General features: G+C 69.6%; 23 protein-coding genes. 11 read left to right on the top strand and 12 right to left on the bottom strand.

Annotation, left to right across the window (positions count from 1 at the left end; translation table 11 throughout):
* Nucleotides 1–79 precede the first annotated feature (79 nt).
* A complete protein-coding gene (locus QRN27_RS02300; protein WP_502929461.1) occupies nucleotides 80–1,639 on the top strand; it encodes a DEAD/DEAH box helicase in 1,560 nt (519 codons plus the stop codon).
* A gap of 143 nt (nucleotides 1,640–1,782) precedes the next feature.
* Here the strand turns inward: QRN27_RS02300 and QRN27_RS02305 are convergent, their stop codons facing one another.
* Entirely contained in the window at nucleotides 1,783–2,637 is an 855-nt protein-coding gene (locus tag QRN27_RS02305; protein ID WP_285040745.1) for a PHP domain-containing protein, read from the bottom strand.
* An 82-nt stretch (nucleotides 2,638–2,719) separates the two neighbouring features.
* Here QRN27_RS02305 and QRN27_RS02310 point away from each other — a divergent pair, with 82 nt between their 5' ends.
* Entirely contained in the window at nucleotides 2,720–3,757 is a 1,038-nt protein-coding gene (locus tag QRN27_RS02310) for an endonuclease/exonuclease/phosphatase family protein (RefSeq protein WP_285040569.1), read from the top strand.
* Between the two features lie 41 nt (nucleotides 3,758–3,798).
* A complete protein-coding gene (locus QRN27_RS02315; protein ID WP_285040570.1) occupies nucleotides 3,799–5,196 on the top strand; it encodes an aminopeptidase P family protein in 1,398 nt (465 codons plus the stop codon).
* Between the two features lie 43 nt (nucleotides 5,197–5,239).
* On the opposite strand, the gene QRN27_RS02320 is transcribed toward QRN27_RS02315, so the two are convergent.
* Nucleotides 5,240–5,743 carry a YflT domain-containing protein gene (locus QRN27_RS02320; protein ID WP_056778286.1) on the bottom strand — a complete coding sequence of 168 codons (504 nt, stop codon included), beginning with the start codon at nucleotides 5,741–5,743 and terminating at the stop codon, nucleotides 5,240–5,242.
* Nucleotides 5,744–5,811: 68 nt separating this feature from the next.
* Between QRN27_RS02320 and QRN27_RS02325 the strand changes: the two genes are divergently transcribed.
* Genes QRN27_RS02325 through QRN27_RS02335 form a run of 3 tightly spaced genes read left to right on the top strand, consistent with a single transcriptional unit; the run spans nucleotide 5,812 to nucleotide 8,798 of the window.
* Entirely contained in the window at nucleotides 5,812–7,125 is a 1,314-nt protein-coding gene (locus tag QRN27_RS02325; RefSeq protein WP_285040571.1) for a magnesium transporter MgtE N-terminal domain-containing protein, read from the top strand.
* Entirely contained in the window at nucleotides 7,103–7,645 is a 543-nt protein-coding gene (locus QRN27_RS02330; protein ID WP_056007258.1) for a DUF1003 domain-containing protein, read from the top strand. Before QRN27_RS02325 ends, QRN27_RS02330 begins: the two co-directional genes overlap by 23 nt.
* Entirely contained in the window at nucleotides 7,638–8,798 is a 1,161-nt protein-coding gene (locus QRN27_RS02335) for an Mrp/NBP35 family ATP-binding protein (RefSeq protein ID WP_285040572.1), read from the top strand. Before QRN27_RS02330 ends, QRN27_RS02335 begins: the two co-directional genes overlap by 8 nt.
* A 39-nt stretch (nucleotides 8,799–8,837) precedes the next feature.
* Here the strand turns inward: QRN27_RS02335 and QRN27_RS02340 are convergent, their stop codons facing one another.
* Nucleotides 8,838–9,266: a twin-arginine translocase TatA/TatE family subunit gene (locus tag QRN27_RS02340; protein WP_285040573.1), complete on the bottom strand. Its 429-nt coding sequence runs from the start codon at nucleotides 9,264–9,266 to the stop codon at nucleotides 8,838–8,840.
* A gap of 71 nt (nucleotides 9,267–9,337) precedes the next feature.
* On the opposite strand from QRN27_RS02340, the gene QRN27_RS02345 reads away from it, so the two are divergent.
* Nucleotides 9,338–9,970 (top strand): O-methyltransferase, encoded by a 633-nt coding sequence (locus tag QRN27_RS02345; protein WP_285040574.1) that lies wholly within the window; start codon nucleotides 9,338–9,340, stop codon nucleotides 9,968–9,970.
* A gap of 88 nt (nucleotides 9,971–10,058) precedes the next feature.
* Here the strand turns inward: QRN27_RS02345 and QRN27_RS02350 are convergent, their stop codons facing one another.
* The 3 genes from QRN27_RS02350 to dapE form a co-directional block, all read right to left on the bottom strand.
* Complete coding sequence (locus QRN27_RS02350; protein WP_079002123.1) at nucleotides 10,059–10,232, bottom strand: DUF3117 domain-containing protein; 174 nt, start codon at nucleotides 10,230–10,232, stop codon at nucleotides 10,059–10,061.
* Between the two features lie 103 nt (nucleotides 10,233–10,335).
* The gene (locus QRN27_RS02355) at nucleotides 10,336–11,559 is read right to left on the bottom strand and encodes a hypothetical protein (RefSeq protein ID WP_285040575.1); all 1,224 of its coding nucleotides are present in this window, start codon (nucleotides 11,557–11,559) and stop codon (nucleotides 10,336–10,338) included.
* Nucleotides 11,549–12,646: a succinyl-diaminopimelate desuccinylase gene (gene dapE, locus QRN27_RS02360; protein ID WP_285040576.1), complete on the bottom strand. Its 1,098-nt coding sequence runs from the start codon at nucleotides 12,644–12,646 to the stop codon at nucleotides 11,549–11,551. Before dapE ends, QRN27_RS02355 begins: the two co-directional genes overlap by 11 nt.
* A gap of 70 nt (nucleotides 12,647–12,716) precedes the next feature.
* On the opposite strand from dapE, the gene dapD reads away from it, so the two are divergent.
* The gene (gene dapD / locus QRN27_RS02365) at nucleotides 12,717–13,694 is read left to right on the top strand and encodes a 2,3,4,5-tetrahydropyridine-2,6-dicarboxylate N-succinyltransferase (protein ID WP_285040577.1); all 978 of its coding nucleotides are present in this window, start codon (nucleotides 12,717–12,719) and stop codon (nucleotides 13,692–13,694) included.
* 133 nt (nucleotides 13,695–13,827) lie between these two features.
* On the opposite strand, the gene QRN27_RS02370 is transcribed toward dapD, so the two are convergent.
* The 4 genes from QRN27_RS02370 to QRN27_RS02385 form a co-directional block, all read right to left on the bottom strand.
* A complete protein-coding gene (locus QRN27_RS02370) occupies nucleotides 13,828–15,087 on the bottom strand; it encodes a citrate synthase (RefSeq protein ID WP_056011358.1) in 1,260 nt (419 codons plus the stop codon).
* 179 nt (nucleotides 15,088–15,266) lie between these two features.
* Nucleotides 15,267–16,388, bottom strand: a complete 1,122-nt coding sequence (gene dapC, locus QRN27_RS02375; RefSeq protein WP_285040578.1) for a succinyldiaminopimelate transaminase — start codon at nucleotides 16,386–16,388, stop codon at nucleotides 15,267–15,269.
* 4 nt (nucleotides 16,389–16,392) lie between these two features.
* Nucleotides 16,393–16,716, bottom strand: coding sequence for a ferredoxin (gene fdxA, locus QRN27_RS02380; protein ID WP_056007281.1), 324 nt, complete (start codon nucleotides 16,714–16,716; stop codon nucleotides 16,393–16,395).
* Nucleotides 16,717–16,754: 38 nt separating this feature from the next.
* Nucleotides 16,755–17,288 carry a hypothetical protein gene (locus QRN27_RS02385; RefSeq protein WP_285040579.1) on the bottom strand — a complete coding sequence of 178 codons (534 nt, stop codon included), beginning with the start codon at nucleotides 17,286–17,288 and terminating at the stop codon, nucleotides 16,755–16,757.
* Between the two features lie 202 nt (nucleotides 17,289–17,490).
* Here QRN27_RS02385 and efeU point away from each other — a divergent pair, with 202 nt between their 5' ends.
* From efeU to efeB, 3 genes are all read left to right on the top strand, one after another.
* Nucleotides 17,491–18,339 carry an iron uptake transporter permease EfeU gene (gene efeU, locus QRN27_RS02390; protein WP_285040580.1) on the top strand — a complete coding sequence of 283 codons (849 nt, stop codon included), beginning with the start codon at nucleotides 17,491–17,493 and terminating at the stop codon, nucleotides 18,337–18,339.
* A gap of 52 nt (nucleotides 18,340–18,391) precedes the next feature.
* A complete protein-coding gene (efeO, locus tag QRN27_RS02395; RefSeq protein WP_285040581.1) occupies nucleotides 18,392–19,603 on the top strand; it encodes an iron uptake system protein EfeO in 1,212 nt (403 codons plus the stop codon).
* A 110-nt stretch (nucleotides 19,604–19,713) separates the two neighbouring features.
* On the top strand, nucleotides 19,714–21,045 hold the full coding sequence (gene efeB / locus QRN27_RS02400; protein WP_285040582.1) for an iron uptake transporter deferrochelatase/peroxidase subunit: 1,332 nt from the start codon (nucleotides 19,714–19,716) through the stop codon (nucleotides 21,043–21,045).
* Between the two features lie 190 nt (nucleotides 21,046–21,235).
* Here efeB and QRN27_RS02405 read toward each other — a convergent pair whose 3' ends face one another.
* Both QRN27_RS02405 and typA read right to left on the bottom strand, forming a co-directional pair.
* Nucleotides 21,236–21,667 carry a hypothetical protein gene (locus QRN27_RS02405; protein ID WP_285040583.1) on the bottom strand — a complete coding sequence of 144 codons (432 nt, stop codon included), beginning with the start codon at nucleotides 21,665–21,667 and terminating at the stop codon, nucleotides 21,236–21,238.
* 70 nt (nucleotides 21,668–21,737) lie between these two features.
* On the bottom strand, nucleotides 21,738–23,645 hold the full coding sequence (gene typA, locus QRN27_RS02410; RefSeq protein ID WP_056007297.1) for a translational GTPase TypA: 1,908 nt from the start codon (nucleotides 23,643–23,645) through the stop codon (nucleotides 21,738–21,740).
* Nucleotides 23,646–23,756 lie beyond the last annotated feature (111 nt).

Here is a 23,756-nt window from a genome sequence, read left to right on the forward strand (position 1 = left end):
CGGGACCTCCCGGGTAGAATAGCGGTGCCCCGGCGTCGGATCGGGGCCCTACACCTGTGTGCAATCGAAGGTGTAGACCATGACTGCACTGACAGGTATCTCCGTGACTTTCTCTGATCTCGGTGTCGACCAGGACATCGTCGACGCCCTCACGACCAAGGGCATCATCGACCCATTCCCCATCCAGGAGCAGACGATCCCCCTGGGGCTCGCCGGCCAGGACATCATCGGCCAGGCCAAGACGGGAACCGGTAAGACCTTCGGGTTCGGCATCCCGATCGTCCAGCGCCTCGGTCTCGACCCGGCACCCGGCGTCAAGACGCTCGTCGTCGTCCCGACCCGCGAACTCGCCGTCCAGGTGTCCGAGGACATCGAGATCCTCATCTCGAACCGGTCCACGACCCTCGTCTCCATCTACGGCGGCAAGGCCTACGAGGGTCAGATCGAGCAGCTGAAGGCCGGCGCCCAGATCGTCGTCGGCACGCCCGGTCGCCTCATCGACCTCAACAACCAGCGCCTGCTCGACCTCTCGAACATCACCGAGATGGTGCTCGACGAGGCCGACAAGATGCTCGACCTCGGCTTCCTCGCCGACATCGAGAAGTTGTTCTCCAAGACCCCGGCCGCCCGCCACACCATGCTGTTCTCGGCGACCATGCCCGGCCCGATCGTCGCCCTGGCCCGCCGCTTCATGAGCAAGCCGATCCACATCCGCGCGAGCGACCCGGACGAAGGCCTCACCCAGGCCAACATCAAGCACCTCATCTACCGCGCCCACTCGCTCGACAAGGACGAGGTGATCTCCCGCATCCTGCAGGCCGAGGGTCGCGGCAAGACCGTGATCTTCACGCGGACCAAGCGCGCGGCCGCGAAGCTGGTCGAGGAACTCAGCGACCGCGGGTTCAACGCCGCAGCGGTGCACGGCGACCTCAACCAGGAGCAGCGCGAGCGCGCGATGGCGTCCTTCAAGGCCGGCAAGCGCGACGTGCTGATCGCCACCGACGTCGCCGCCCGTGGGATCGACGTCGACGACGTCACCCACGTCATCAACCACACGATCCCCGAGGACGAGAAGACGTACCTCCACCGCGTCGGACGTACCGGTCGCGCCGGGAAGACGGGTATCGCCGTCACCTTCGTCGACTGGGACGACCTGCACAAGTGGGCGCTCATCAACCGCGCGCTCGAGTTCGGGCAGCCGGAGCCGACGGAGACCTACTCGTCGAGCCCGCACCTGTTCACCGACCTCGGGATCGCCGAAGGCACGAAGGGCCGGCTGAAGCCCGCCAAGGCCGTCGAGCCCGCTCCGCGCCGCGAGGGTTCGCGGAGCGCAGGAGGACGCGACGGTTCGCGGACCGGCGGCGGACGCGAGGGTTCGCGGACCAGCGGCGGTCGCGGTGGTGAGCGCGGCGGACGCGGAGGCGAGCGCACGCAGCCGAGCAGCACCCGGCTCGAGTCCCAGCCGAGCACCCGCGCCCACTCGCGGACGCACGACGCCGCCTCGACCGACACCGTCGACCGCAGCGCGCCCGCAGCGGGCACCCACGACGGCCATGGCCCGGAGCACCGCGACGGCAACAGCGCTCCCCGCCGTCGGAGCCGCACGCGTCGCACCGCTCCCCCGGCCCCCACGGCGTAGATCCGTCACGCAGAACGCCCGCGCCCTTCCGGGTGCGGGCGTTCTGCATGTCGCGAGCGTTGCGCCTGGGGCTGGATACCCGCGTGCACGTCGGCACGCTCGGTGACCGAAGGATGTTCGACCGGGACGCCGGCCGCGCCGGATCAGTCGGGCAGGACGGGTTCCGAGCCGGTGGCCTCGTCGACGATGCGCCGGACGACATCCATGTCGGTCGTGTTCTCCCCGAGACGGTTCGGTTTCCCCGTCCCGTGGTAGTCGCTCGAACCGGTGGCGACGAGACCGAGCTCGGAGGCGATCCGCCGCACGACGACCTTGCCCTCCTCGGTGTTCTCCCGGTGTTCGATCTCCAAACCGAACAGGCCCGCGTCGGCGAGTTCGCGGAAGTACGACTCAGGCAGCATGCGATCACGACCGGCGGGAACCGGGTGGGCGATGACCGGGACGCCGCCGGCGGCACGGACCAACCGCACCGCGGTGAGCGGGTCCGGGGCGTAGTGCGGCGCATAGTAGCCGGTGCGGGGGTGCAGGATGCCGTCGAAGGCCTCGCCGCGGTCGGCCACGATCCCGAGGGCGATCAGCGCGTCGGCGATGTGCGGACGACCGACCGTCGCGCCCTCGCGGGTCTGCGCGAGGACGTCGGCCCAGGAGAGCGGGTAGTCGCCGCCGATCCGAGCCACGATGGCCTCGGCCCGGCGCAGGCGGGACTCCCGGATCTTGGCGGTCTCCTGGAGGAGGTCGCCGTTGAGCGGGTCGATGAGGTAGGCGAGCAGGTGCACGCTCCGCCACTCGTACCGGGTGCTGAGTTCCATGCCGGGGAGCAGGGTGATGCCCTGCCGACGCGACTCGAGGGACGCCTCGGCCCAGCCTGCGGTGGAGTCGTGGTCCGTGAGGGCGATGGTGCCGAGCCCCGCTGCACCCGCTGCACGCATGAGTTGCGTCGGCGTCTCCGTGCCGTCCGAGACACTCGAGTGCGTGTGCAGATCGGCGGGACCGTGCATGTCTCGAGCGCTCACCACGGTTCCACCCTAGTCGCAGCTCGTCCTCCGGTGACTCCCAGACCGCTCGCCTACGCTGGCGCGAATGCTGAAGACCGTCGGTGGCGTCATCGCGGCCGTGATCGCGACAGCGGTCACGGTCCTGCTCGGCGTCGCCATCCTGCCCGGCCTGTTCGGTCTGGAGCAGGCGCAGATCATCGTCCAGCTGAGCGCGTTCCGGCTGCTGCTCGCGATCCTGGCGGCGGGCGCAGCACTCGTGGCCGTCGTCGTGGGGGTCCTGCTGCGGGGATCCCGCCGGGTGCTCCCCTTCGTGCTCGCCTCGGCGCTCGCCGCCGTCTCGGTGACCGGTGCCGTCGTCACCGCGAGTCGAGGCGTCGACGACCGGGTGGTCGCGGGTGAGGCGACCGACCTCGCCGACCAGGTCACTGTGCTGGCGTGGAACACCTTGGGCGACGCGGTCGCCCCGGGGACGATCGCGGCCATCGCGGTCCGTGAAGGCGCCGACGTCGTGTCCCTGCCGGAGACCTCCGCCACGGCCGCCGATGCGGTGGCAGCCGCGATGACCGCCTCCGGACGGCCCATGGTGGCCCATTCGACGTCGTCTGACGCTCACGGGACGAGTCTGCTCGTGAGCACCGGGCTCGGCGAGTACGCGGTCCGAGCCCCCTCCGGGAACGGGGCGACGGCCATCGAGGACTCGGAGACGCTCATCGCGGACCCGGTCCTCGGTCGTGGACCGACCCTCGTCGCCGTCCACACGACGGCTCCGCTGCCGAGCCGGCTCGACGACTGGCGCGCGGAACTCGCCGACCTCGCGGGTCACTGCGTCGCCGGCACCGACGTCATCATGGCGGGCGACTTCAACGCGACGCTCGACCATCTGGCCGGTCTGCGCGACGGCGGCGACCTGGGCGACTGCGATGATGCGGCGGCAGCGGACGCCGCCGCAGGGCTCGGCACCTGGCCGACGGAGCTGCCCGCCGTCCTCGGCGCGCCGATCGACCACGTCATGGCCAGCCCCACGTGGGTGTCCGTGTCGGCCCATGTGCTGAGCGACGTCGACGGCACGGGCAGCGACCACCGCCCGGTGGTCGCGACCTTGCTCCCCCGGACCCCGCGCTGACCGACGGACCGGCGCCTCGGTCCCGGTGCGACAATGGATCCATGGCGACTTCCGCAGACACATCCAGTTCGAACACCGTCCAGACCGAGGCGACCTCCAACCGGGCGGCCGCCTGGTCGGAGGGCTTCCGCGCGTTCATCGGCACCGGATGGGCAGACCGCCCCGAGGTGCTCCCCGAGCCACGCGAGACGGCGAGCCTCGCGGCGGCCCGTCGCGATCGGCTCTCGACGCTGTTCCCCGGTCAGCGCCTCGTCCTCCCCGCGGGTGGGATGAAGCAGCGCTCGAACGACACCGACTACCTGTACCGGGCGCACTCGGCCTTCTCGTACTACACGGGCTGGGCCGCGGACGCCGAGCCGGACAGCGTCCTCGTCCTCGACCCGGAGGAGTCCGGGCACACCGCGACGCTGTACTTCCGGGAGCGGGCCGGACGCGACACCGACGAGTTCTACACGAACGCCGCCATCGGCGAGTTCTGGATCGGAGCCCGCCCGTCACTGGCCCAGGTGGCCGCCGACCTCGCGATCGCGACGGCAGACCTCTCGTCGTTCCACGCGGACGCGGCCGACCTCACGGTCGACGTCGACGCCGACCTCACCCGGGCGGTCTCCGAGATGCGCCTCGTGAAGGACCGGTACGAGATCGCCCAGATGCGTCTCGCCGTCGACGCGACCGCGAGAGGGTTCGACGACGTCATCGCCGAGCTGCCCAAGGTGCTCGCACACGAGCGCGGCGAGCGCATCGTCGAGGGCGTCTTCGCAGGTCGTGCCCGTGCCGACGGGAACGGCGTGGGCTACGAGACCATCGCCGCAGCAGGGCCACACGCCTGCATCCTCCACTGGACGCGGAACGACGGACGGGTCCGCCCGGGCGACCTCATCCTGATCGACGCCGGCGTGGAGCTCGACAGCTACTACACGGCGGACATCACCCGGACGATCCCGGTCTCGGGCACCTTCACCGAGGTGCAGCGTCGGGTGTACGAAGCCGTTCGCGAGGCCGCAGACGAGGCCTTCGCCATCGTCCGCCCCGGCATCCGGTTCCGCGACGTGCACGCTGCGGCGATGGCCGTCATCGCCCGCAAGACGGCCGAGTGGGGACTGCTCCCCGTGACCGCGGAGGAGGCGCTGCTCAAGGAGAACGAACAGCACCGGCGGTACATGGTCCACGGCACGAGCCACCACCTCGGGACGGATGTGCACGACTGCGCCCAGGCGCGGCGCGAGATGTACGCTGACGCGGTCGTCGAACCGGGCATGGTGTTCACGATCGAGCCCGGGCTGTACTTCCAGGTCGACGACCTGACGGTGCCCGAGGAGTACCGGGGCATCGGCGTCCGGATCGAGGACGACATCCTCGTGACCGAGGACGGCGCGGAGAACCTGTCCGCCGGCATCCCGCGCACCGCCGACGAGGTCGAGGCCTGGCTCGCCCGCTGAGGCCCGCTGGTCGCCCGGCGGCTCGGCGTCCGACGCCGTGGGGTCAGCCCGCGTCGGACGCCGGGCCGCGCTCGAGCAGGTTACGCGCCCGGTTCGCGAGCTCGTCACCCACGACGAGGTCGTACCGCGTGGCGATGACGAGGGTGGCCGAGGTGTACTCCTGACGCTTCCGTGTCACCGAGTAGGAGACGATGCCGAACAGCATGCCGAACGCGGCACCCATGAGCACCGCCGCGCCGAGCAGCATGAGGTTCGTCTCCGGGTTGAAGATGACGAGGACGAGTCCGAGGAACAGACCGAGCCAGGCGCCACTGACCGCTCCGGCGCCCGCGGCACGCCCGTAGCTGAGCCGCCCGGTCACGCGTTCGACGCTCTTCAGGTCGCTGCCCACGATCGAGATCTCCTTGACCGGGAAGTCGGTGTGGGCGAGGGACGAGATCGCAGCCTGCGCGGACTCGTAGCTGTCGTAGCTGGCCACCGTCTCGCCTCGCGGGATGACGCCGAGCGCCGGGGCGCCCTTGCGGCCGAACTGTCGCGGATCACTCATGCCTCCATCCTCTCATCCCACCCCGAGGGGTCCCTCCTGGCAGGCCACCGGCGGGTAGGTTAGTAGGCGTGAGTGCAACCAGAGTGTTCGTCGCCAGGCTCGCCGGGTGCACCGTCTTCGACCCCGCGGGCGATCGTGTCGGCAAGGTCAGGGACGTGCTCGTCGTCTACCGCACCGGGAAATCCCCGCGCGTCGTCGGCCTGATCGTGGAGATCCCGGGCAAACGACGCGTCTTCGTCTCCATCGGACGCGTCACGAGCATCGGTGCCGGGCAGATCATCACCACCGGCCTCATCAACGTCCGCAGGTTCGAACAGCGCGGCGGCGAGGTCCGCGTGATCGCCGAACTCTTCGGACGACGCGTCGTCTTCCGGGCGAACGGCGAGGAGGCGACGATCGAGGACGTCGCGATCGAGGAGCAGGGGCCAGGCGAGTGGCAGGTGTCTCAACTCTTCGTCCGACGCCCGAAGACCACGGCCTCGCCCTTCGTCAAGGGTCCGACGACCTTCGCCACCTGGAACGAACTGCGGGAGGAGCAGGAGCTCGGTGAGGCGCAGTCCGCCGAGCAGCTGATCGCGACGTACGCCGATCTGAAGCCGGCCGACCTCGCCAACACGCTCCTCGACCTGCCGCGTGATCGGATGATCGAGGTCGCCGAGGAGCTGTCCGACGACCGGCTCGCCGACGTGCTCGAGGAGATGCCCGAGACCGACCAGGTGCACATCCTCGCGCAACTCGACGACGACCGCGCCGCCGACGTCCTCGATCAGATGCAACCCGACGACGCGGCCGACCTCATCGCCCAGCTCCCCGAGGATCGCGGTGAACACCTCCTCGAGCTCATGGAGCCGGAGGAGGCCGAGGACGTCCGCATGCTGCTCCGGTTCGATCCGGAGACCGCGGGTGGGCTCATGACGACCGAACCGATCATCCTCTCAGCCGACGCGACGGTCGCCGAGGCTCTGGCGTCCATCCGGCGCTCCGAGCTGGCCCCAGCTCTGGCCGCCGGGGTCTGCATCACGCTGCCGCCGTACGAGTCGCCCACGGGCAGATTCCTCGGCATGGTCCACTTCCAACGGATGCTCCGCTACCCGCCGCACGAGCGGCTCGGCACCCTGCTCGACCAGAGTCTCGACCCGGTGGGGGTCCGCACCTCGGCCGCCGAGGTCTCGCGCATCCTCGCGAGCTACAACCTCGTCCAGGTCCCTGTCGTGGACGAACAGCAGCGGCTGCTCGGGGTCGTGACGATCGACGACGTGCTCGACTACCTCCTCCCCGACGACTGGCGGAGCATCGACGAGAACGACGAACTCCCGGCTGCGGAACAGCGCATCGGATCGAACGGAAGGAGGGCAGGTCGTGGCACGAGCTCCCCGCAATGAAGTCCGACTCGACGCGCCCAAGGGGCTGCGCAGCTCCGTCCGTTCCATCCGGCGCGCGCCCGCCTCGCGCGACCGCTTCGGCCGGTTCACCGAGTGGATCGCCCGGGCGATGGGGACGCCCTGGTTCCTCGTCGGCCTGACCCTCTTCGTCATCCTCTGGATCGCCTGGAACACGTACGGCCCGATGTCCCTCCGGTTCGACTCCGTCGACATCGGGTTCGTCGCGCTGACCCTGGTGCTGTCACTTCAGGCGTCCTACGCCGCGCCGCTCATCCTGCTCGCCCAGAACCGCCAGGACGACCGCGACCGCGTGCAGATCGAACAGGACCGCCAGCGGTCCGAGCGCAACCTCGCCGACACCGAGTACCTCGCCCGCGAGGTCGTCGCGCTGCGCCTGGCGCTCAAGGACATGGCGTCGAAGGACTTCATCCGCGCCGAGCTGCGTTCCCTGCTCGAGGAGTTGGACCGGGACCGCACCGATCAGCCCGAGCACGACGGGCCAGAGCGTCGGCGTGGCTGACGCGGAGCTCGCCGACCGGATCAGGACCGCGCTCGCGCGGGTCGTCGACCCCGAGATCCGCAAGCCGATCACCGACCTCGACATGGTCGGTTCGATCGACGTCGACGATCAGGGCGCGGCCGACATCACGATCAAACTCACGATCGTGGGGTGCCCGGCGGCGACGAGCATCGAACGCGACGTCCGCGAGGCCGCCGCGTCGACGCCCGGCGTGACGCGGGTCGCGGTGGACGTTCAGGTGATGTCCACGGCGGAACGGCAGGCCCTGACCGATCGGCTCCGCGGCGGACGCGGCGCACGCGGCGTCCCGTTCGGCCCGGATTCACTGACGCGGGTGTACGCGGTCACGAGCGGCAAGGGTGGCGTCGGCAAGTCCACGGTGACCGCCAACCTGGCGGTCGCCCTCGCCGCTCGCGGCCTCCGGGTGGGGCTCGTCGACGCCGACGTCCACGGCTTCTCCATCCCGGGTCTGCTGGGCCTCGTCGAGCACGGCGTCGCCGTGAAGCCGACCCAGGTCGGTGACATGATCCTTCCGCCCGTCGCGCACGGCGTGAAGGTCGTGTCGATCGGCATGTTCATCGACGCGCCGACCGACGGGACCACCGCCGTCGCCGTCGCCTGGCGCGGGCCGATGCTCCACCGCACGATCCAGCAGTTCCTCACGGACGTGTTCTTCGGCGATCTCGACGTCCTGCTGCTCGACCTCCCTCCGGGCACCGGGGACGTCGCGATCTCGATCGGGCAGCTGCTCCCGCACGCCGAGGTGCTCGTCGTCACGACGCCGCAACCCGCCGCCGCCGAGGTCGCGGAGCGCAGCGGGGTGGTGGCGCGACAGACCGGCCAACGCGTGTACGGCGTCATCGAGAACATGGCCGGACTTCCACAGCCCGACGGCAGCATCCTGCCGTTGTTCGGCACCGGTGGCGGCGAGGCGCTCGCGACGCGGCTCTCCGTCGGTCAGACCGAACCGGTACCGCTGCTCGCCTCCGTCCCGCTGAGCGTCACGCTCCGGCAGGGCGGTGACACCGGACGACCGGTCGTGCTCTCAGACCCGGCGGATCCGGCGGCCGCCGAGATCCTCCGTCTGGCGGGGCAACTCGCGGCCCGTCCACGTGGCCTGGCCGGGCGACGCCTGGGCGTCAGCACGAGCTGAACCAGTCGGCGCGGAAGCGTCAGGCAAGGCGCTCGGGACTCAGGTGGCCTCGAGGTCGAACGGCGGTGCAGCCGTCTCGCCGGCGGCCAGACGGCGGAGACGCTCGTCGGTGGACGCCTGGATCGACTTCGGTTTCTCGAGGGACGGGGCGGTCGCGGCGGCGGCAGCGGCCGGCGCCGGCTCCAAGGGGGCGGTCGTCGGCGTCACCGGTGGCTCGTCGTCGAGCAAGGCCTCGCGGATGATGCGGCGGGGATCGTACTGACGGGGGTCGAGCTTCTTCCAGTCGACCTCGTCGAACTCCGGACCCATCTCCTCGCGCATCCGGTCCTTCGCGCCGGAGGCCAGGTCGCGGAGCGTCCGGACGAGCCTCGCCAGCTGGGACGCGTAGTACGGCAGACGTTCGGGACCGAGCAGGAACACGGCGATGACCCCGATGATGAGGAGTTTGTCGAACGTCAGACCGAACACGTCATCAGACTACCGCGCGAGCCTCAGCTCGCGGAGCCGTTGCAGGCCATACGCTGAGATCCGGAGGCAAGGTGTCAGAACACAATCTCAACTGGAAGTACGCGGGCGACGTGGTCGTCGAGAGCGCTGCGATGCACACGGCGCGTGCGCATGCGCACGAACTCGGCGTGGAGGCGATCTCCCCGGCGATCGGCGCACAGCTCGCGGTGGTCGCCGCGGCGACCCGCGCGGAGTCCATCGTCGAGGTTGGCACCGGGACGGGCGTCTCCGGACTGTGGTTGCTCCGCGGCGCCACGAACGCGGTGCTGACCTCCATCGACACGGAGATCGTGCACCAGCAACAGGCCAAGGCGGCGTTCACGGAAGCCGGCATCACCGCCAACCGCATCCGACTCATCACCGGCAGCGCGCTCGACGTCCTGCCCCGCATGAACGAGAACTCCTACGACCTCGTGCTCGTCGACGGCGATCCGGGATCCGTGATCGAGTACGTCGAGCACGGTCTCCGACTCGTCCGGCCCGGCGGAACCGTCCTCGTGCCGCACGCGCTCTGGCGCGGCAAGGTGGCCGACCCGACACAGCGCGACGAGACCACGGGCCTCTTCCGGTCGCTCGTCCAGGAGATCTCCGCGTCCGACGCGGTCGTCAGCGCCCTCTCCCCCGCCGGAGACGGCCTGCTGCAGATCACCAAACCCGGCGTCTGATCACCGAGTACGACGAACCGGCCGCCACCCTCGCCCTGGGGCGATGATGACGGCCGGTTCTCAGCTCATGCGGCATCGGTGACGGGGCTCAGCCCGCGCTCACCACACCCGCGAGTGCATCGTGCAGTTCTTGAGCCTCTGCGTCGTTGACCGACACGACGAGACGCCCTCCCCCTTCAAGAGGCACTCGCACGATGATGAGCCGACCCTCCTTCACGGCCTCCATTGGCCCGTCTCCGGTGCGTGGCTTCATTGCGGCCATGCGAGTCCCCTCTCGTTATTCGACTGACCCCCATTATCGCGTATCACGGGGGCTCGTGATAATCCTGAACGCGGCGAGGCGCGGGATGACGACTGATCAACGGCTACGGAATGGTCCAATAGGCGTTCGCGAGGCCGTACATGACGAAGATCCAGCACCACTGGAGCGCCAGGGAGAGGACGACGACGCCACCGCGGTACCACCGGTTTCGCGGGACGGCGACGGCGCCGAGGAGCGGGAAGACCGGGATGAGCAGTCGGAAGACGCTCGTCTGCGGGAAGAAGACCGCGAAGAGGTACAGCAGGTACGACGCCACCCACAGCCGAAGGTCGACGCCGAGGCGACGGACTGCCGGGACGAACAGGAGGAGCGCGGAGCCGACGAAGACGGCGAGGACGACCACGAGGCCTGGCCCATCCCCGAACCAGAACTGCCCGCCCTGGATCCACGCCGAGAACGGCACGAGCGGTTGCTCACCGATGAAGGCGGCGCGCCAGGCCAGCTCGGTCTGGAGGTACGCCTCAGGACGGCCCGTCGCGAGGCCTGCGATGACCATCCAGGCGAAGCCCGCCACCGCGGCCAGCGCTCCCCCGACGAGGATGAGGAGGACCTCGCGCCTGGCGAGCGGGTCGCGGCGACGCGTGACCACCCGAACGACGAGGTGGAGTCCGAGCAGGAGCGCGAACGCCAGGACCCCCGGGCGGGTGAAGGCCATGACCGGGATGACCGCGAGCAACCACCCGTACCGGCGGGTCACGAGGAGCAACAGCGCCAGCGTCAGCAGGAGGAGGAACATCGACTCCGCGTAGGCGAGCTGGAACACGGCGCTGAGCGGTGCGATGCAGAACAGGACGACGGCGAACATCGACCGGCCGGCGTCCAGACGCGTCCGCATCAGCCGATGGAACAGCAGCGCACTGCCGAACCCGCAGCCCAGGGACACGAGCACCGCCATGACCGGCCACGGCAGGAACGTGACGACCGACAGCCCCTTCACCACACCGGGATAGACGGGCATGAAGGCCCAGGCGTTCTCGGCGACCCGTCCGGCGCTGTCGAACGGCAGCTGGCTCGGGTAGCCGTACGTCGCGATCCACCAGTACCACTGGCCGTCCCACCCCGCGGCGAGGGTGCCGAGCGAGGGGAACGCGCCGAACCGGGAGTCCGGAGCCGACAGGAGGCTCGCGAGCGCGAACATCGCCGTCGTCACGAGCCGGGACAGCACGTAGACGATGCCGATGCGCCCCCACACGGGCAGGCGCACCCACCGCCGGAGCATCGAGGGCCGTTCGTCGACCGCTACCCGGACCTCCGCGTCAGCGGCCATCGGAGCCCTGCAGCCAGGCGCGGAGGCCCCGCTCGCACTCCTCGATCTGGGCGAGCGGGACGCGTTCGTCGTCCGCGTGGGCGAGCAGCGGGTCGCCCGGGCCGTAGTTGACCGCGGGCACGCCCAACGCGGAGAAGCGCGCGACGTCCGTCCAGCCGTACTTCGGTGCCGGCGTCCCCCCGACCGCCGCCAGGAAGTCCTGGGCGATCGGCGCGTCGAGGCCCGGGCGGGCACCTTCCGCGACATCGGTCTGCACGACCTCGAAGCCGGAGAAGAGCTCCTCGAGGTGGGCGAGTGCCTCCGCTCCCGTCCGGCTGGGCGCGAACCGGTAGTTCACCTCGACGGTGACCAGATCCGGGATCACGTTCCCGGCGACGCCGCCGTGGATGGCGACCGCGTTGACGCCCTCGCGATAGACGAGCCCGTCGACCTCGACCTCGCGAGGGGTGTAGGCGGCGAGCGTCGCGAGGACCGGCGAGATCGCGTGGATGGCGTTGACGCCGACCCAGCTCCGCGCCGCGTGCGAGCGTTTGCCGAAGGCGCTGACCTCGACGCGGAGGGTGCCGTTGCACCCGCCCTCGACGCCCGCGTTGCTCGGCTCCCCGAGGATGGCGAAGTCCCCGACGAACAGCTCCGGGTGGTGCTTCGCGAGCCGGCCCAGACCGTTGAGGTCCGACGCGACCTCCTCGTTGTCGTACCACATCCAGGTGATGTCGACGATGGGATCGGTGAGCTCGGCCGCGAGTTTCAACTGCACGGCGACACCACCCTTCATGTCGACCGTTCCTCGCCCCCACAGCGTCGCCTCGCCCGCGTGCTCCTCGAAGCGGGTCGGGACGTTGCCGTTGATCGGGACGGTGTCGAGGTGGCCGGCGATGATGACCCGCTGCGGGCGGCCGAGGGACGTCGACGCGACCACCGTATCGCCGTCGCGCACGATCGTGAGGTGGTCGAACCCGCCGAGCGCCGCCTCCACCGCGTCGGCGATCCGAGCCTCATCCCCCGACACGGAGGGGATGTCGCACAACTGCCGGGTGAGTTCCACGGAGGAGACGGACAGGTCGAGTACGGGGACATCGGCTGGCATGGAACCAGTGTATTGGCCGCGACCCTGGGCGTCGGCCGCCTCCCCGGACGTTCGCCGCTACCCTGGAGCCATGACTGCCGCGACTCCCGAAACGCCCGTTCCGACCCACGCCTGGGGCTCCGGCCTCGCGACGATCGCCGCCGACGGTACCGTGCTCGACACCTGGTTCCCCGAGCCGACGCTCGGCCGGATCCCCGAGGGCCGCGACCGCTGGATCGCCCCCGCGGAGCTCGAAGCCCTGGCGACCGACGACGATCGGCGGGCCGTCCGGATCGACATCGTCACGGTCGAGATCGAGTTGCAGGCTGCCCCGGCGAGCACGCCGGACGCCTACCTGCGGCTGCACCTGCTCAGCCACCTCCTCGTCCGTCCCAACACGATCTCGCTCGACGGCGTCTTCGCACACCTGCCCATCGTCGTGTGGACCAACGCCGGACCGGTGCACCCGGCCGACTTCGACCGACTCCGGCCGTCGCTCCTCCGCGCCGGCATCCATGCGGCCGGTATCGACAAGTTCCCGCGGCTCCTCGACTACGTGACGCCGGACAAGGTGCGGATCGCCGACGCCTCCCGCGTCCGGCTCGGCGCCCACCTCGCGCCGGGCACGACGGTCATGCACGAGGGCTTCGTCAACTTCAACGCCGGCACCCTCGGGTCGTCCATGGTCGAGGGCCGCATCTCCCAGGGTGTCGTCGTCGGTGACGGCAGCGACATCGGTGGCGGCGCGTCCATCATGGGCACCCTGTCCGGCGGAGGCACGCAGCGGGTGGCGATCGGCCAGCGCGCGCTCCTCGGGGCGAACTCCGGCATCGGCATCTCGATCGGCGACGACTCGGTCGTCGAGGCCGGCCTCTACGTGACGGCCGGCACCAAGGTCGTCCTCGCGGGAGCCGCCGCGACCGCCGAGGGGGCTCCGCGTACCGTCAAGGCCGTCGACCTCTCCGGGGTGCCCAACCTCCTGTTCCGGCGCAACTCGCTCACGGGCGCTGTCGAGGTCCTCCCCCGCTCCGGCTCCGGTGTCGAACTGAACGCGGCCCTGCACGCCTGAGCCCTTCGACAGGCTCAGGGACCGGACGACCGGCTCCGGGACCGGAGAACCGGTTCGGCGCCCGCGGTCACAGATACAGAACGGCCCCGCATCCTCGGATGCGGGGCCGTTCTCGTGATCGGCCAAGGCGCGACTACCGCGTCGGGAAGGACCGCTCGGGCGAACCCGTGTACAGCTGCTGCGGGCGACCGATCTTGGTCTGCGGGTCGAGGTTCATCTCACGCCAGTGCGCGATCCATCCGGGAAGACGCCCGATGGCGAACAGCACCGTGAACATGCGCGTCGGGAAGCCCATGGCCTTGTAGATGACGCCCGTGTAGAAGTCCACGTTCGGGTAGAGCTTCCGCTCCTTGAAGTAGTCGTCCTCGAGGGCGATCTGCTCGAGTTCCTGCGCGAGGTCGAGCAGGGGGTCGTTGATCCCGAGTGCGCGGAGGACCTCGCCGGCGCTCTCCTTGACGAGCTTGGCCCGCGGGTCGTAGTTCTTGTAGACGCGGTGCCCGAAGCCCATGAGCTTCACGCCGTCTTCCTTGTTCTTGACGCGGTCGACGAACCGCTGGACGCCCTCACCGGACTCCTGGATCCGACCGAGCATCTGCAGCACGGCCTCGTTGGCGCCACCGTGGAGTGGCCCGGACAGGGCGTTGATGCCGGCCGACACGGAGGCGTACAGGTTGGCGCCCGTCGAGCCGACCAGGCGGACCGTAGAGGTCGACGCGTTCTGCTCGTGGTCCTCGTGGAGGATCAGGAGCAGGTCGAGGGCCTTCGACAGGACCGGGTCGATCTCGTAGGGCTCGGCCAGGTTGCCGAAGTTCAGCTTGAGGAAGTTGTCGACGAAGCTCAGGGAGTTGTCGGGGTACAGGAACGCCTGGCCCACCGACTTCTTGTGCGCGTACGCCGCGATGACCGGGAGCTTCGCGAGCATGCGGACCGTGGTCAGCTCGACGTGGTCGGGGTCGTGCGGGTTCGCGTCCGACTCGTAGTACGTCGACATCGCCTGCAAAGCGCTGGACAACACCGCCATGGGGTGCGCCGTGTGCGGGAGTGCCGAGAAGAACCGCTTGAGGTCCTCGTGCAGCAGGGTGTGTCGACGGATCTTCTCGTCGAACCCGCCGAGCTCGTCGGCAGTGGGGAGCTCGCCGTGGATCAGGAGCCAGGCGACCTCGAGGAACGTCGACTGCTTGGCGAGCTGCTCGATCGGGTATCCGCGGTAGCGGAGGATGCCCTGGTCGCCGTCGATGTAGGTGATCGCCGACTTGGTGGCCGCCGTGTTGACGAACCCGTAGTCGAGCGTCGTCAGGCCGGTCTGCCGGGTGAGCGAGGAGACGTCGATACTCGACGCGCCTTGGGCTGACCGGTGGATCGGGAATTCGGCTGTTCCGCCGGGGTAGTTCAGGGTGACCTGCTGCGTCTCGGTGGAAGCCTGTTTCTCGACGTCGCCCACGGCGCCTCCTCGTATCTTCGTGCGATAGGGACTGGACATCGCCCTCCGATACGACGGCGTGTCACATACAGCCTAATCGGGTTCCGGGCCCACTGCTGTTTCCCACAGTGATCCGGCGACTTCCTTGGAGTTCACCCTGAAATCGGGCGGACGCCCCGGAGTCGCTCGGCGGCCGTGGCGATCCGCTCGTCGCTCGCCGTCAACGACAGGCGCACGTGATCCGGGTAGGCATCTCCGTAGAACACGCCAGGGCCTCCGAGGATGCCGATGGACGCCAGGCGGTCGATGCTGGACCACGCGTCGCGACCCTCGGTGATCCACAGGTAGAGGCCGGCTTCGCTGTGATCGACCCGGAAGCCTGCCTCGCGGACCGCCGGGAGCAGCACCTCGCGCCGAGCGCGATACCGCGCCTTCTGCTCGGCCACGTGCGCGTCGTCGCCCAGGGCCGCGACCATGGCCGCCTGGAGCGGGGCCGGCAGCATGAGTCCCGCATGCATTCGCACGGTGACGAGGCGCTTGACGAGCCGTTCGTCTCCGGCGAGGAAGGCGGCACGGTACCCGGCGAGGTTCGACTGCTTGCTCAGGGAGTAGATCGCGAGGACGCCACTGTGGTCCCCATCGGTCACGCGCGGATCGAGCACCGACGGGGTCGGGGTGTCGGACCACTCCCCCTCCCAGCCGAGTTCCGCATAGCATTCGTCGCCCACGAGGACGGCGCCGAGCTCGCGTGCCCGCAGCAACGCGGCATGCAGTTCCTCGACCGAGAGCACCCGACCGTCCGGGTTGCCCGGCGAGTTGAGCCAGACGAGGCGGGTGCTCTCGGGCCACTCGGCGGGGTCGTCGGCCGCGACCGCTTCGGCACCCGCGATCGCCGCGCCGACGGCGTACGTCGGATAGGCGGCGACCGGATGGACGACCGTGTCGCCCTCGCCGAGCCCGAGCAGGAACGCGAGCAACGCCACCAGTTCCTTGGAACCGATCGTCGGCAGGACGGCGTCGGGCGTCAGTCCGCCGACACCACGACGGCGGGCGAACCACGCGATGATCGCCTGACGGAGCTCGGGCGTACCGATCGTCGTCGGGTACGCGTGGGCGTCGGTGGCCTCGCGCAGGGCGTCGCGGATGAGGTCCGGCGTCGCGTCGACCGGCGAGCCGATCGACAGGTCGACGATGCCGTCCGGGTGCTGACGCGCCCGTTCCGCGTACGGGGCCATGAGGTCCCAGGGGTAGTCGGGCAGCGGCTGCAGTGCCACGCGGCTACTCGTGGGCTTGCGGCGGCAGCGCGGCGATGAGGGGGTGGTCCGACGGGATGACCCCGACCTTGGCGGCACCGCCCGGCGACCCGACCTCGTCGAAGAACTCGACGTTGGCCTTGTAGTAGTCCGCCCATTCCTCGGGCAGGTCGTCCTCGTAGTAGATGGCCTCCACCGGGCAGACCGGCTCGCACGCACCGCAGTCGACGCACTCGTCGGGGTGGATGTAGAGCGAGCGTTCACCCTCGTAGATGCAGTCGACGGGGCACTCGTCGATGCAGGCGCGGTCCTTCACATCGACGCACGGCAGAGCGATCACGTAGGTCACGGGCGGGTGGCTCCCTTCACGAGCACTGAGTGTCCAGTCTACGCCTGCGGCGAGCTGGCGAACGGCTCCGACGGCGGCCCGGCGGGACGTGCCACCGGGGTCTCGCGCTTGCGCTCGGGCAGCTTCGGCCAGGCCACGACCAGGACGGCGACGAGGCCGGGGGCGATGGTCCACACGAGGCCGGACACACTCTGCGGGATGAGGACCGACCCGCCCGTGCTCTCGAGCAGGAGCACCCCGATCATGAGGATGACGCCGAAGGCGGCCGCGGCGGCCGCGAGCCGGTCGCCGAGGACGATGCGCAGACCGAGCAGCAGCATGCCGACGCCGAGGATCCCGAGGATCAGCCCGACGGGGAGGGCGATGCCGAGCACCGACGGCGCCCAGGCGTGCGCGACCGTGCCGATGGCCCCGTAGGCGAGCCCGACGAGGAAGGCGAGGACGACCCCGATGATCCGCGATGCGGTGGTCTGCTCGCGCGGAGCGTCGTCCGGTTCCGCCGGCGCCGGGAGCCAGTGGTCGGCAGCGGCGGGGGCGCTCGCGAAGCGGGGGTCGGAAGCCGGATCGGTCATCCGCCGATTGTATCTGGACAGTCTCGGCGTCTGCCGCTATGGTCGAGGGCGGATAAGGTTAGCCTTACCCAACCGCGTTCCGAAGTCGCAGCGCCCCGCCCGGACCACGGTCCTCGCCCGGCGCGCCCTCGGATGCCTCCCACCCCAGCAACGACGGCCTCCCCCGGGCGACCGCCTGCTCGACGCCCGAAAGTCCGGTCACGTGCTCGCGAACTATCTCATCGGCCTCCGCGAAGGCCTCGAAGCCGGCCTCATCGTCGGCATCCTCGTCGCCTACCTCAACAAACTCGGCCGACGCGACGTCCTCCTCCGCCTCTGGCTCGGCGTCGCCGTGGCGATCGTCGTCTCGCTCGGCGTCGGCGCGATCCTCACCTGGGGACCCTACGGGCTGGGTTTCCAAGCGCAGGAGATCCTCGGCGGCGGCCTCTCGATCCTCGCCGTCGGCCTCGTCACCTGGATGATCTTCTGGATGGGCCGCAACGCCCGCGAACTGAAGCACGACCTCGAGTCGCGACTCGACGCGGCCGTCGCCGGTTCCGCCGTCGGCATCGTCGTCCTGGGCTTCATCAGCGTGGGACGCGAGGGCATCGAGACCGCCCTGTTCATCTGGGCCAGCGTCAACTCCGGCGAGAACGCCGTCGTCGGCTCCATCGGGGCCCTCCTCGGCATCCTCACCGCCGTCGTCATCGCCTACCTCATCTACCGCGGCTTCGTCCGGATCAACCTCGGCACCTTCTTCACCTGGACCGGGCTGTTCCTCGTCGTCGTCGCCGCAGGCGTCCTCGCCTACGGGGTCGGCGACCTCCAGGAGGCCGGTGTCATCCCCGGCTGGGGCCAGGCCGCCTTCAACCTCAGCGCCGTCGTCCCGCCCACCAGCTGGTACGGCACCGTGCTGGGCGGCCTCTTCAACTTCACCCCTGCCCCGACCTGGGCGCAGTTCATCGCGTGGCTGCTGTACCTGGTCGTCACGCTCAGCTGCTTCATCCGGGTCTCAGGACTCGGGCGTCGTCGTCCGGCCACGGTCACGAACCGCGTCGCGACGAACGGCTGACGCGACCGGGCCCACGTTCACACAGCACCAGCACCTTCCGACAGGAGTCTCCATGCAGCACCGCACCATGACCGGCCTCGCAGGCGCGGGCGTCCTCGCCCTCGCGCTCACGGGCTGCGTCCCGAACAACACGGGCACCGACGCGCTCACCGTCGACATCACCGACGACTCGTGCTCCGTGTCCGTCGCGAAGGCGACGGCCGGCGCCGTGACGTTCTCCATCACGAACAACGGCACCGACGTCAACGAGTTCGAGATCCTCGCCTCCGACAAGCTCCGCATCGTCGGCGAGAAGGAGAACGTCACCCCCGGACAGACCGTCTCCTACGTCGCCCAGCTGAACCCCGGCACGTACTACACGGCCTGCAAGTTCCAGCTCGTCGGCGCTCCCGTTGGCCTCGCCGAATTCACCGTCAGCGGTGAGAACGCGGCCGTGTCAAAGGACGAGCAGGAGCTCACCGACCAGGCCGTGACGAACTACGTCGCCTACATCAAGTCCCAGGTGGCCGAGCTCGTGCCGCAGGTCAAGGCGTTCACCGACGCGTACGCAGCCGGCGACGACGAGACCGCCCGCGCGCTCTTCGCCTCGACCCGCGTCTCCTACGAGCGCATCGAGCCGACCGCCGAGGCGTTCGGTGACCTCGACCCGAAGATCGACTACCGCGAGGTCGACGCCGTCGCCGAGGGCCTCGACTGGACGGGCTTCCACCGCATCGAGAAGGACCTCTGGCCGCCGGCAGCGGACGCCCTCAACTCCGATGGGACGAGCGCCCTCATGGACTGGACCGCGTCCACGCCGGAGCAGCGGCAGCAGTTCGCCACCGGACTCGTCGACGACGTCCAGCAGCTCTTCGACCTCGTCTCCGAGAAGGACTTCACCGTGAGCCTGGGCGACATCTCGAACGGCGCCATCGGCCTCCTCGACGAGGTCGCCGTCGGCAAGATCTCCGGCGAGGAGGACTGGTGGTCGCACACCGACCTCTACGACTTCGCCGCGAACGTCCAGGGCGCCGAGGTGGCCTTCGGCAACGTGAAGGACATCGCCGCCGGCAAGGGCGACGCCGGCACGAAGCTCGTCGGCCAGATCGAGACGGAGTTCACGGCACTGCAGGACCTGCTCGCGAAGTACGGCAGCCTCGACAGCGGGTTCGTGAGCTACGACACCGTCACCGAGGACCAGCGCAAGGAACTCTCCGACCAGGTCAACGCCCTCTCCGAGCCGCTCTCGCAGCTCACCCACACGGTACTCGGCGTCGCCGAGTAGAGCCCACCGGGTCCGCCGCCGTCGCGGCACACCGGGCCGGAACGACTCAGAGCATTCTGGGGGTTCCGGCCCCGCGGTCTTCCAGCCACCCCTGAATAGCATGAGGTCCGATGACCGAGCAGACTCCCCCCACCAGTCCTCAACCCCAGGCGCCGTCCACCCCGACGGACGACACCCCACCGCGGGGTCTCTCGCGTCGGGCGCTCTTCGGCCTGGCCGGAGCCGGGGCCGCCGGACTCGCGGCAGGCGCTGGCGCGACGGCCGCGATCACCGCGGCCGCGACGGCCTCGGCGAGCAGCGCGGGCGTCACCACCGTGTACCCGTTCGCCGGAGCGCACCAGAGCGGGATCACGACGCCGGCTCAGGACCGGCTGCACTTCGCCGCCTACGACGTGTCGGCGGGCACCACCAGGGAGGAACTCATCGAGCTGCTTCAGGACTGGAGTGTCGCCGCGGCACGGATGACGCAGGGGCAGGAGGTCGCGGCGGGTGGCGCCGTCGACGGTTCCCCGCTCGCTCCCCCGGTCGACACCGGAGAGGCGCTCGGGCTCCCCGCCAGTGGACTCACCATCACCTTCGGGTTCGGTCCCACCCTCTTCGCCGCGGAGGACGGCACCGACCGCTTCGGCATCGCCGACCGACGGCCACCTGAGCTGCAGAAACTGCCTCGATTCACGGGCGACAACCTGCAGGCCGGCCTCACCGGCGGCGACCTCTGCATCCAGGCGTGCGCCGACGACCCGCAGATCGCCGTCCACGCGATCCGCAACCTGAGCCGCATCGCGTTCGGACGCGCCTCGATCCGCTGGTCGCAGCTCGGCTTCGGTCGCACGTCCTCCACGTCCACGAGCCAGGTCACCCCGCGCAACCTGTTCGGCTTCAAGGACGGCACCGCGAACGTGAAGTCCGAGGAGACGAAGACGGTCGAAGCGCAGGTCTGGGTGCAGGACGGCGACACCGCCAGTTGGCTGAGCGGCGGCTCCTACCTCGTTGTCCGCAAGATCCGCATGATCATCGAGACCTGGGACCGCGCGCAGCTCCAGGAGCAGGAGCGCGTCATCGGCCGGAGCAAGGGCGAGGGTGCACCGCTGTCGGGCGGCAAGGAGTTCACGGAACCCGACTTCGCCGCGGTCGGCGCGACGGACCAACCGCTCATCGACAAGCACTCCCACGTGCGTCTGGCCCACCCCACCCAGCTCAAGGGCACGAAGCTCCTGCGGCGCGGGTACAACTTCGTCGACGGCAACGACGATCTCGGCCGCTTGAACGCCGGGCTGTTCTTCATGTCGTACCAGCGCTCACCGCAGCAGTTCATCGACGTGCAGCGCGCCCTCGCGACGGACGCGCTCAACGAGTACATCAAGCACGTCGGTTCCGCGATCTTCGCCGTGCCCCCGGGCGCGACGACCGACGGCTGGGTCGGCGAGACGCTCTTCGCGTAGGACCGCCCGGTTCCTGACCGACCAACCCCGGTCGCTGACCGACCGACCCCGGTCACTGACCGACCGACCCCGGTCACTGAGCCTGTCGAAGTGCGCCCTTCGACAAGCTCAGGGACCGGCGGGGCGCTCAGGGACCGGCGGGGTGTTCAGGGATCGAAGCAGCGCCAGCCCCGGTCACTGAGCCTGTCGGCTACTTGACCGTCACCGTGTAGAGGATGCTGTCGGCCGAGGCCACGAGCTTCACGTCGTAAGCCGTCGTCGACAGCGTCACGATCGAACCGTCGCCGTTCGCGATCTCCCCGTCGATCGTGAAGCCGGCCGCGACGAGGGCGTCCTTCGCGGCCGTCGCGGCGTCGCTCGCCTGCACCGTGACGACGAAGGTGTCCTTGCCATCGACCGTGCCGCGTCCGCCGTTGACCGTGCCCTCCACGACCGGGACGGCGTCCGTCGGATAGCCCTCGGGCAGTCCCTCGTCGAGGTTGACGTCGAAGTCCCCGCCAGTCGCGTCTCGGATGCCCTGCTCGACCGAGTCCTTCACGGTCGATTCGATGACGCTGCACCCGGCGAGCGTGGGAGCGAGGACGAGGGCGGCCAGCAGGGCGAGGGAGGCGGGTCGGCGCATGCCATCAGCTTAACGAGCCGACGCCCGGTCTTCCTGGGAGGACCGGGCGTCGGCGATGCGAACGTGCTGCCTACTCGGACTGCTTCTTGAGACGCGAGTAGCTGCGCTGGCGGGCCTGAGCGTCGAGCTCGACCTTGCGGATGCGCACGTGCTCGGGCGTGACCTCGACGCACTCGTCCTCGCGGGCGAACTCGAGGCTCTCCTCGAGCGTGAGGACGCGCGGCGGCGTCATCGACTCGAAGTTGTCCGCGGAGGACTGACGCATGTTGGTCAGCTTCTTCTCCTTGGTGATGTTCACGTCCATGTCGTCGTTGCGCGAGTTCTCGCCGATGACCATGCCCTCGTAGACCTCTTCGGTCGGCTGGACGAAGAACGACATGCGCTCCTGCAGGGCGATGATCGCGAACGGCGTGACCACACCGGAGCGGTCGGCGACGATCGAGCCGTTGTTGCGCGTCGTGATCGCACCGGCCCACTCGCCGTAGCCGTGTGCCAACGCGTTGGCGATACCCGTGCCGCGCGTGGCGGTGAGGAACTCGGAGCGGAAGCCGATGAGGCCGCGCGACGGGACGATGAACTCCATGCGGACCCAGCCGGTGCCGTGGTTCGCCATGTTCTCCATGCGGCCCTTGCGAGCGGCGAGGAGCTGGGTGATCGCGCCGAGGTGCTCCTCGGGTGCGTCGATGGTCAGGTGCTCGTACGGCTCGTGGACCTTGCCGTCGATGCGCTTGGTGACCACCTGCGGCTTGCCGACGGTGAGCTCGTAGCCCTCGCGACGCATCTGCTCGACGAGGATGGCGAGCGCGAGCTCTCCACGACCCTGGACCTCCCAGGCGTCGGGGCGGCCGATGTCGAGGACCTTGAGCGAGACGTTACCGATGAGCTCGCGGTCGAGGCGGTCCTTGACCATGCGGGCGGTGAGCTTGTGGCCCTTGACCTTGCCCATGAGCGGCGAGGTGTTGGTCCCGATGGTCATCGAGATGGCCGGGTCGTCGACCGTGATGGCCGGGAGGGCGCGGACGTCCTCGGGGTCGGCCAGCGTGTCGCCGATCATGATGTCGGCGAAACCGGCGACGGCGACGATGTCGCCGGGGCCGGCGCTCTCGGCCGGGTAGCGGTCGAGCGCCTTCGTGATCATGAGCTCGGTGACGCGGACGTTGTGAACGTCACCGTCGTGACGGACCCAGGCGACCGTCTGGCCCTTCTTCAGCGTGCCGTTGAAGATGCGCAGGAGCGCGAGGCGGCCGAGGAACGGCGAGGCGTCGAGGTTGGTGACGTGCGCCTGGAGCGGGTGCTCGTCGTCGTACTGCGGAGCCGGGATGTGCTCGAGAATCGCTGCGAACAGCGGTTCGAGGTCTTCGCTGTCGGGCAGTTCGCCGTTGGCGGGCTTGTTGGACGACGCGCGGCCGGCCTTACCCGAGGCGTAGACGACCGGGACGTCGAGGACTGCGTCGAGGTCGAGGTCGGGGACGTCGTCGACCATGTCGCTGGCGAGACCGATGAGGAGGTCCTGGCTCTCGACGACGACCTCGTCGATGCGGGCATCGGGACGGTCGGTCTTGTTGACGAGCAGGATGACGGGCAGCTTGGCCTCGAGCGCCTTGCGGAGCACGAAGCGGGTCTGCGGGAGGGGGCCCTCCGAGGCGTCGACCAGCAGCACGACGCCGTCGACCATGGAGAGGCCGCGCTCGACCTCACCACCGAAGTCGGCGTGGCCCGGGGTGTCGATGACGTTGATCGTGATCGGGCCGTCGGTGGCGTGTTCGCCCTTGTACGAGATCGCCGTGTTCTTGGCGAGGATGGTGATGCCCTTTTCGCGCTCGAGCTCATTCGAGTCCATGGCGCGTTCTTCGAGGTGGGCGTGTTCGGCGAAAGAGTTGGTCTGTCGCAGCATGGCGTCGACGAGGGTCGTCTTGCCGTGGTCAACGTGGGCCACGATCGCGACATTGCGCAGATCGGAACGAGTGGCGAGCGCCATAAAAGGGTGGCTTCCTTCAAGTGGATGGGATTCGGGCACGATGGTGCCGACGGACCATCATACCGCAGGCGACCTCCCCGGCGCCTGAACGCCGACGGGCACCGGCGGAAG

Source organism: Plantibacter sp. LMC-P-059a, from assembly GCF_030209505.1.
Lineage (GTDB): Bacteria > Actinomycetota > Actinomycetes > Actinomycetales > Microbacteriaceae > Plantibacter.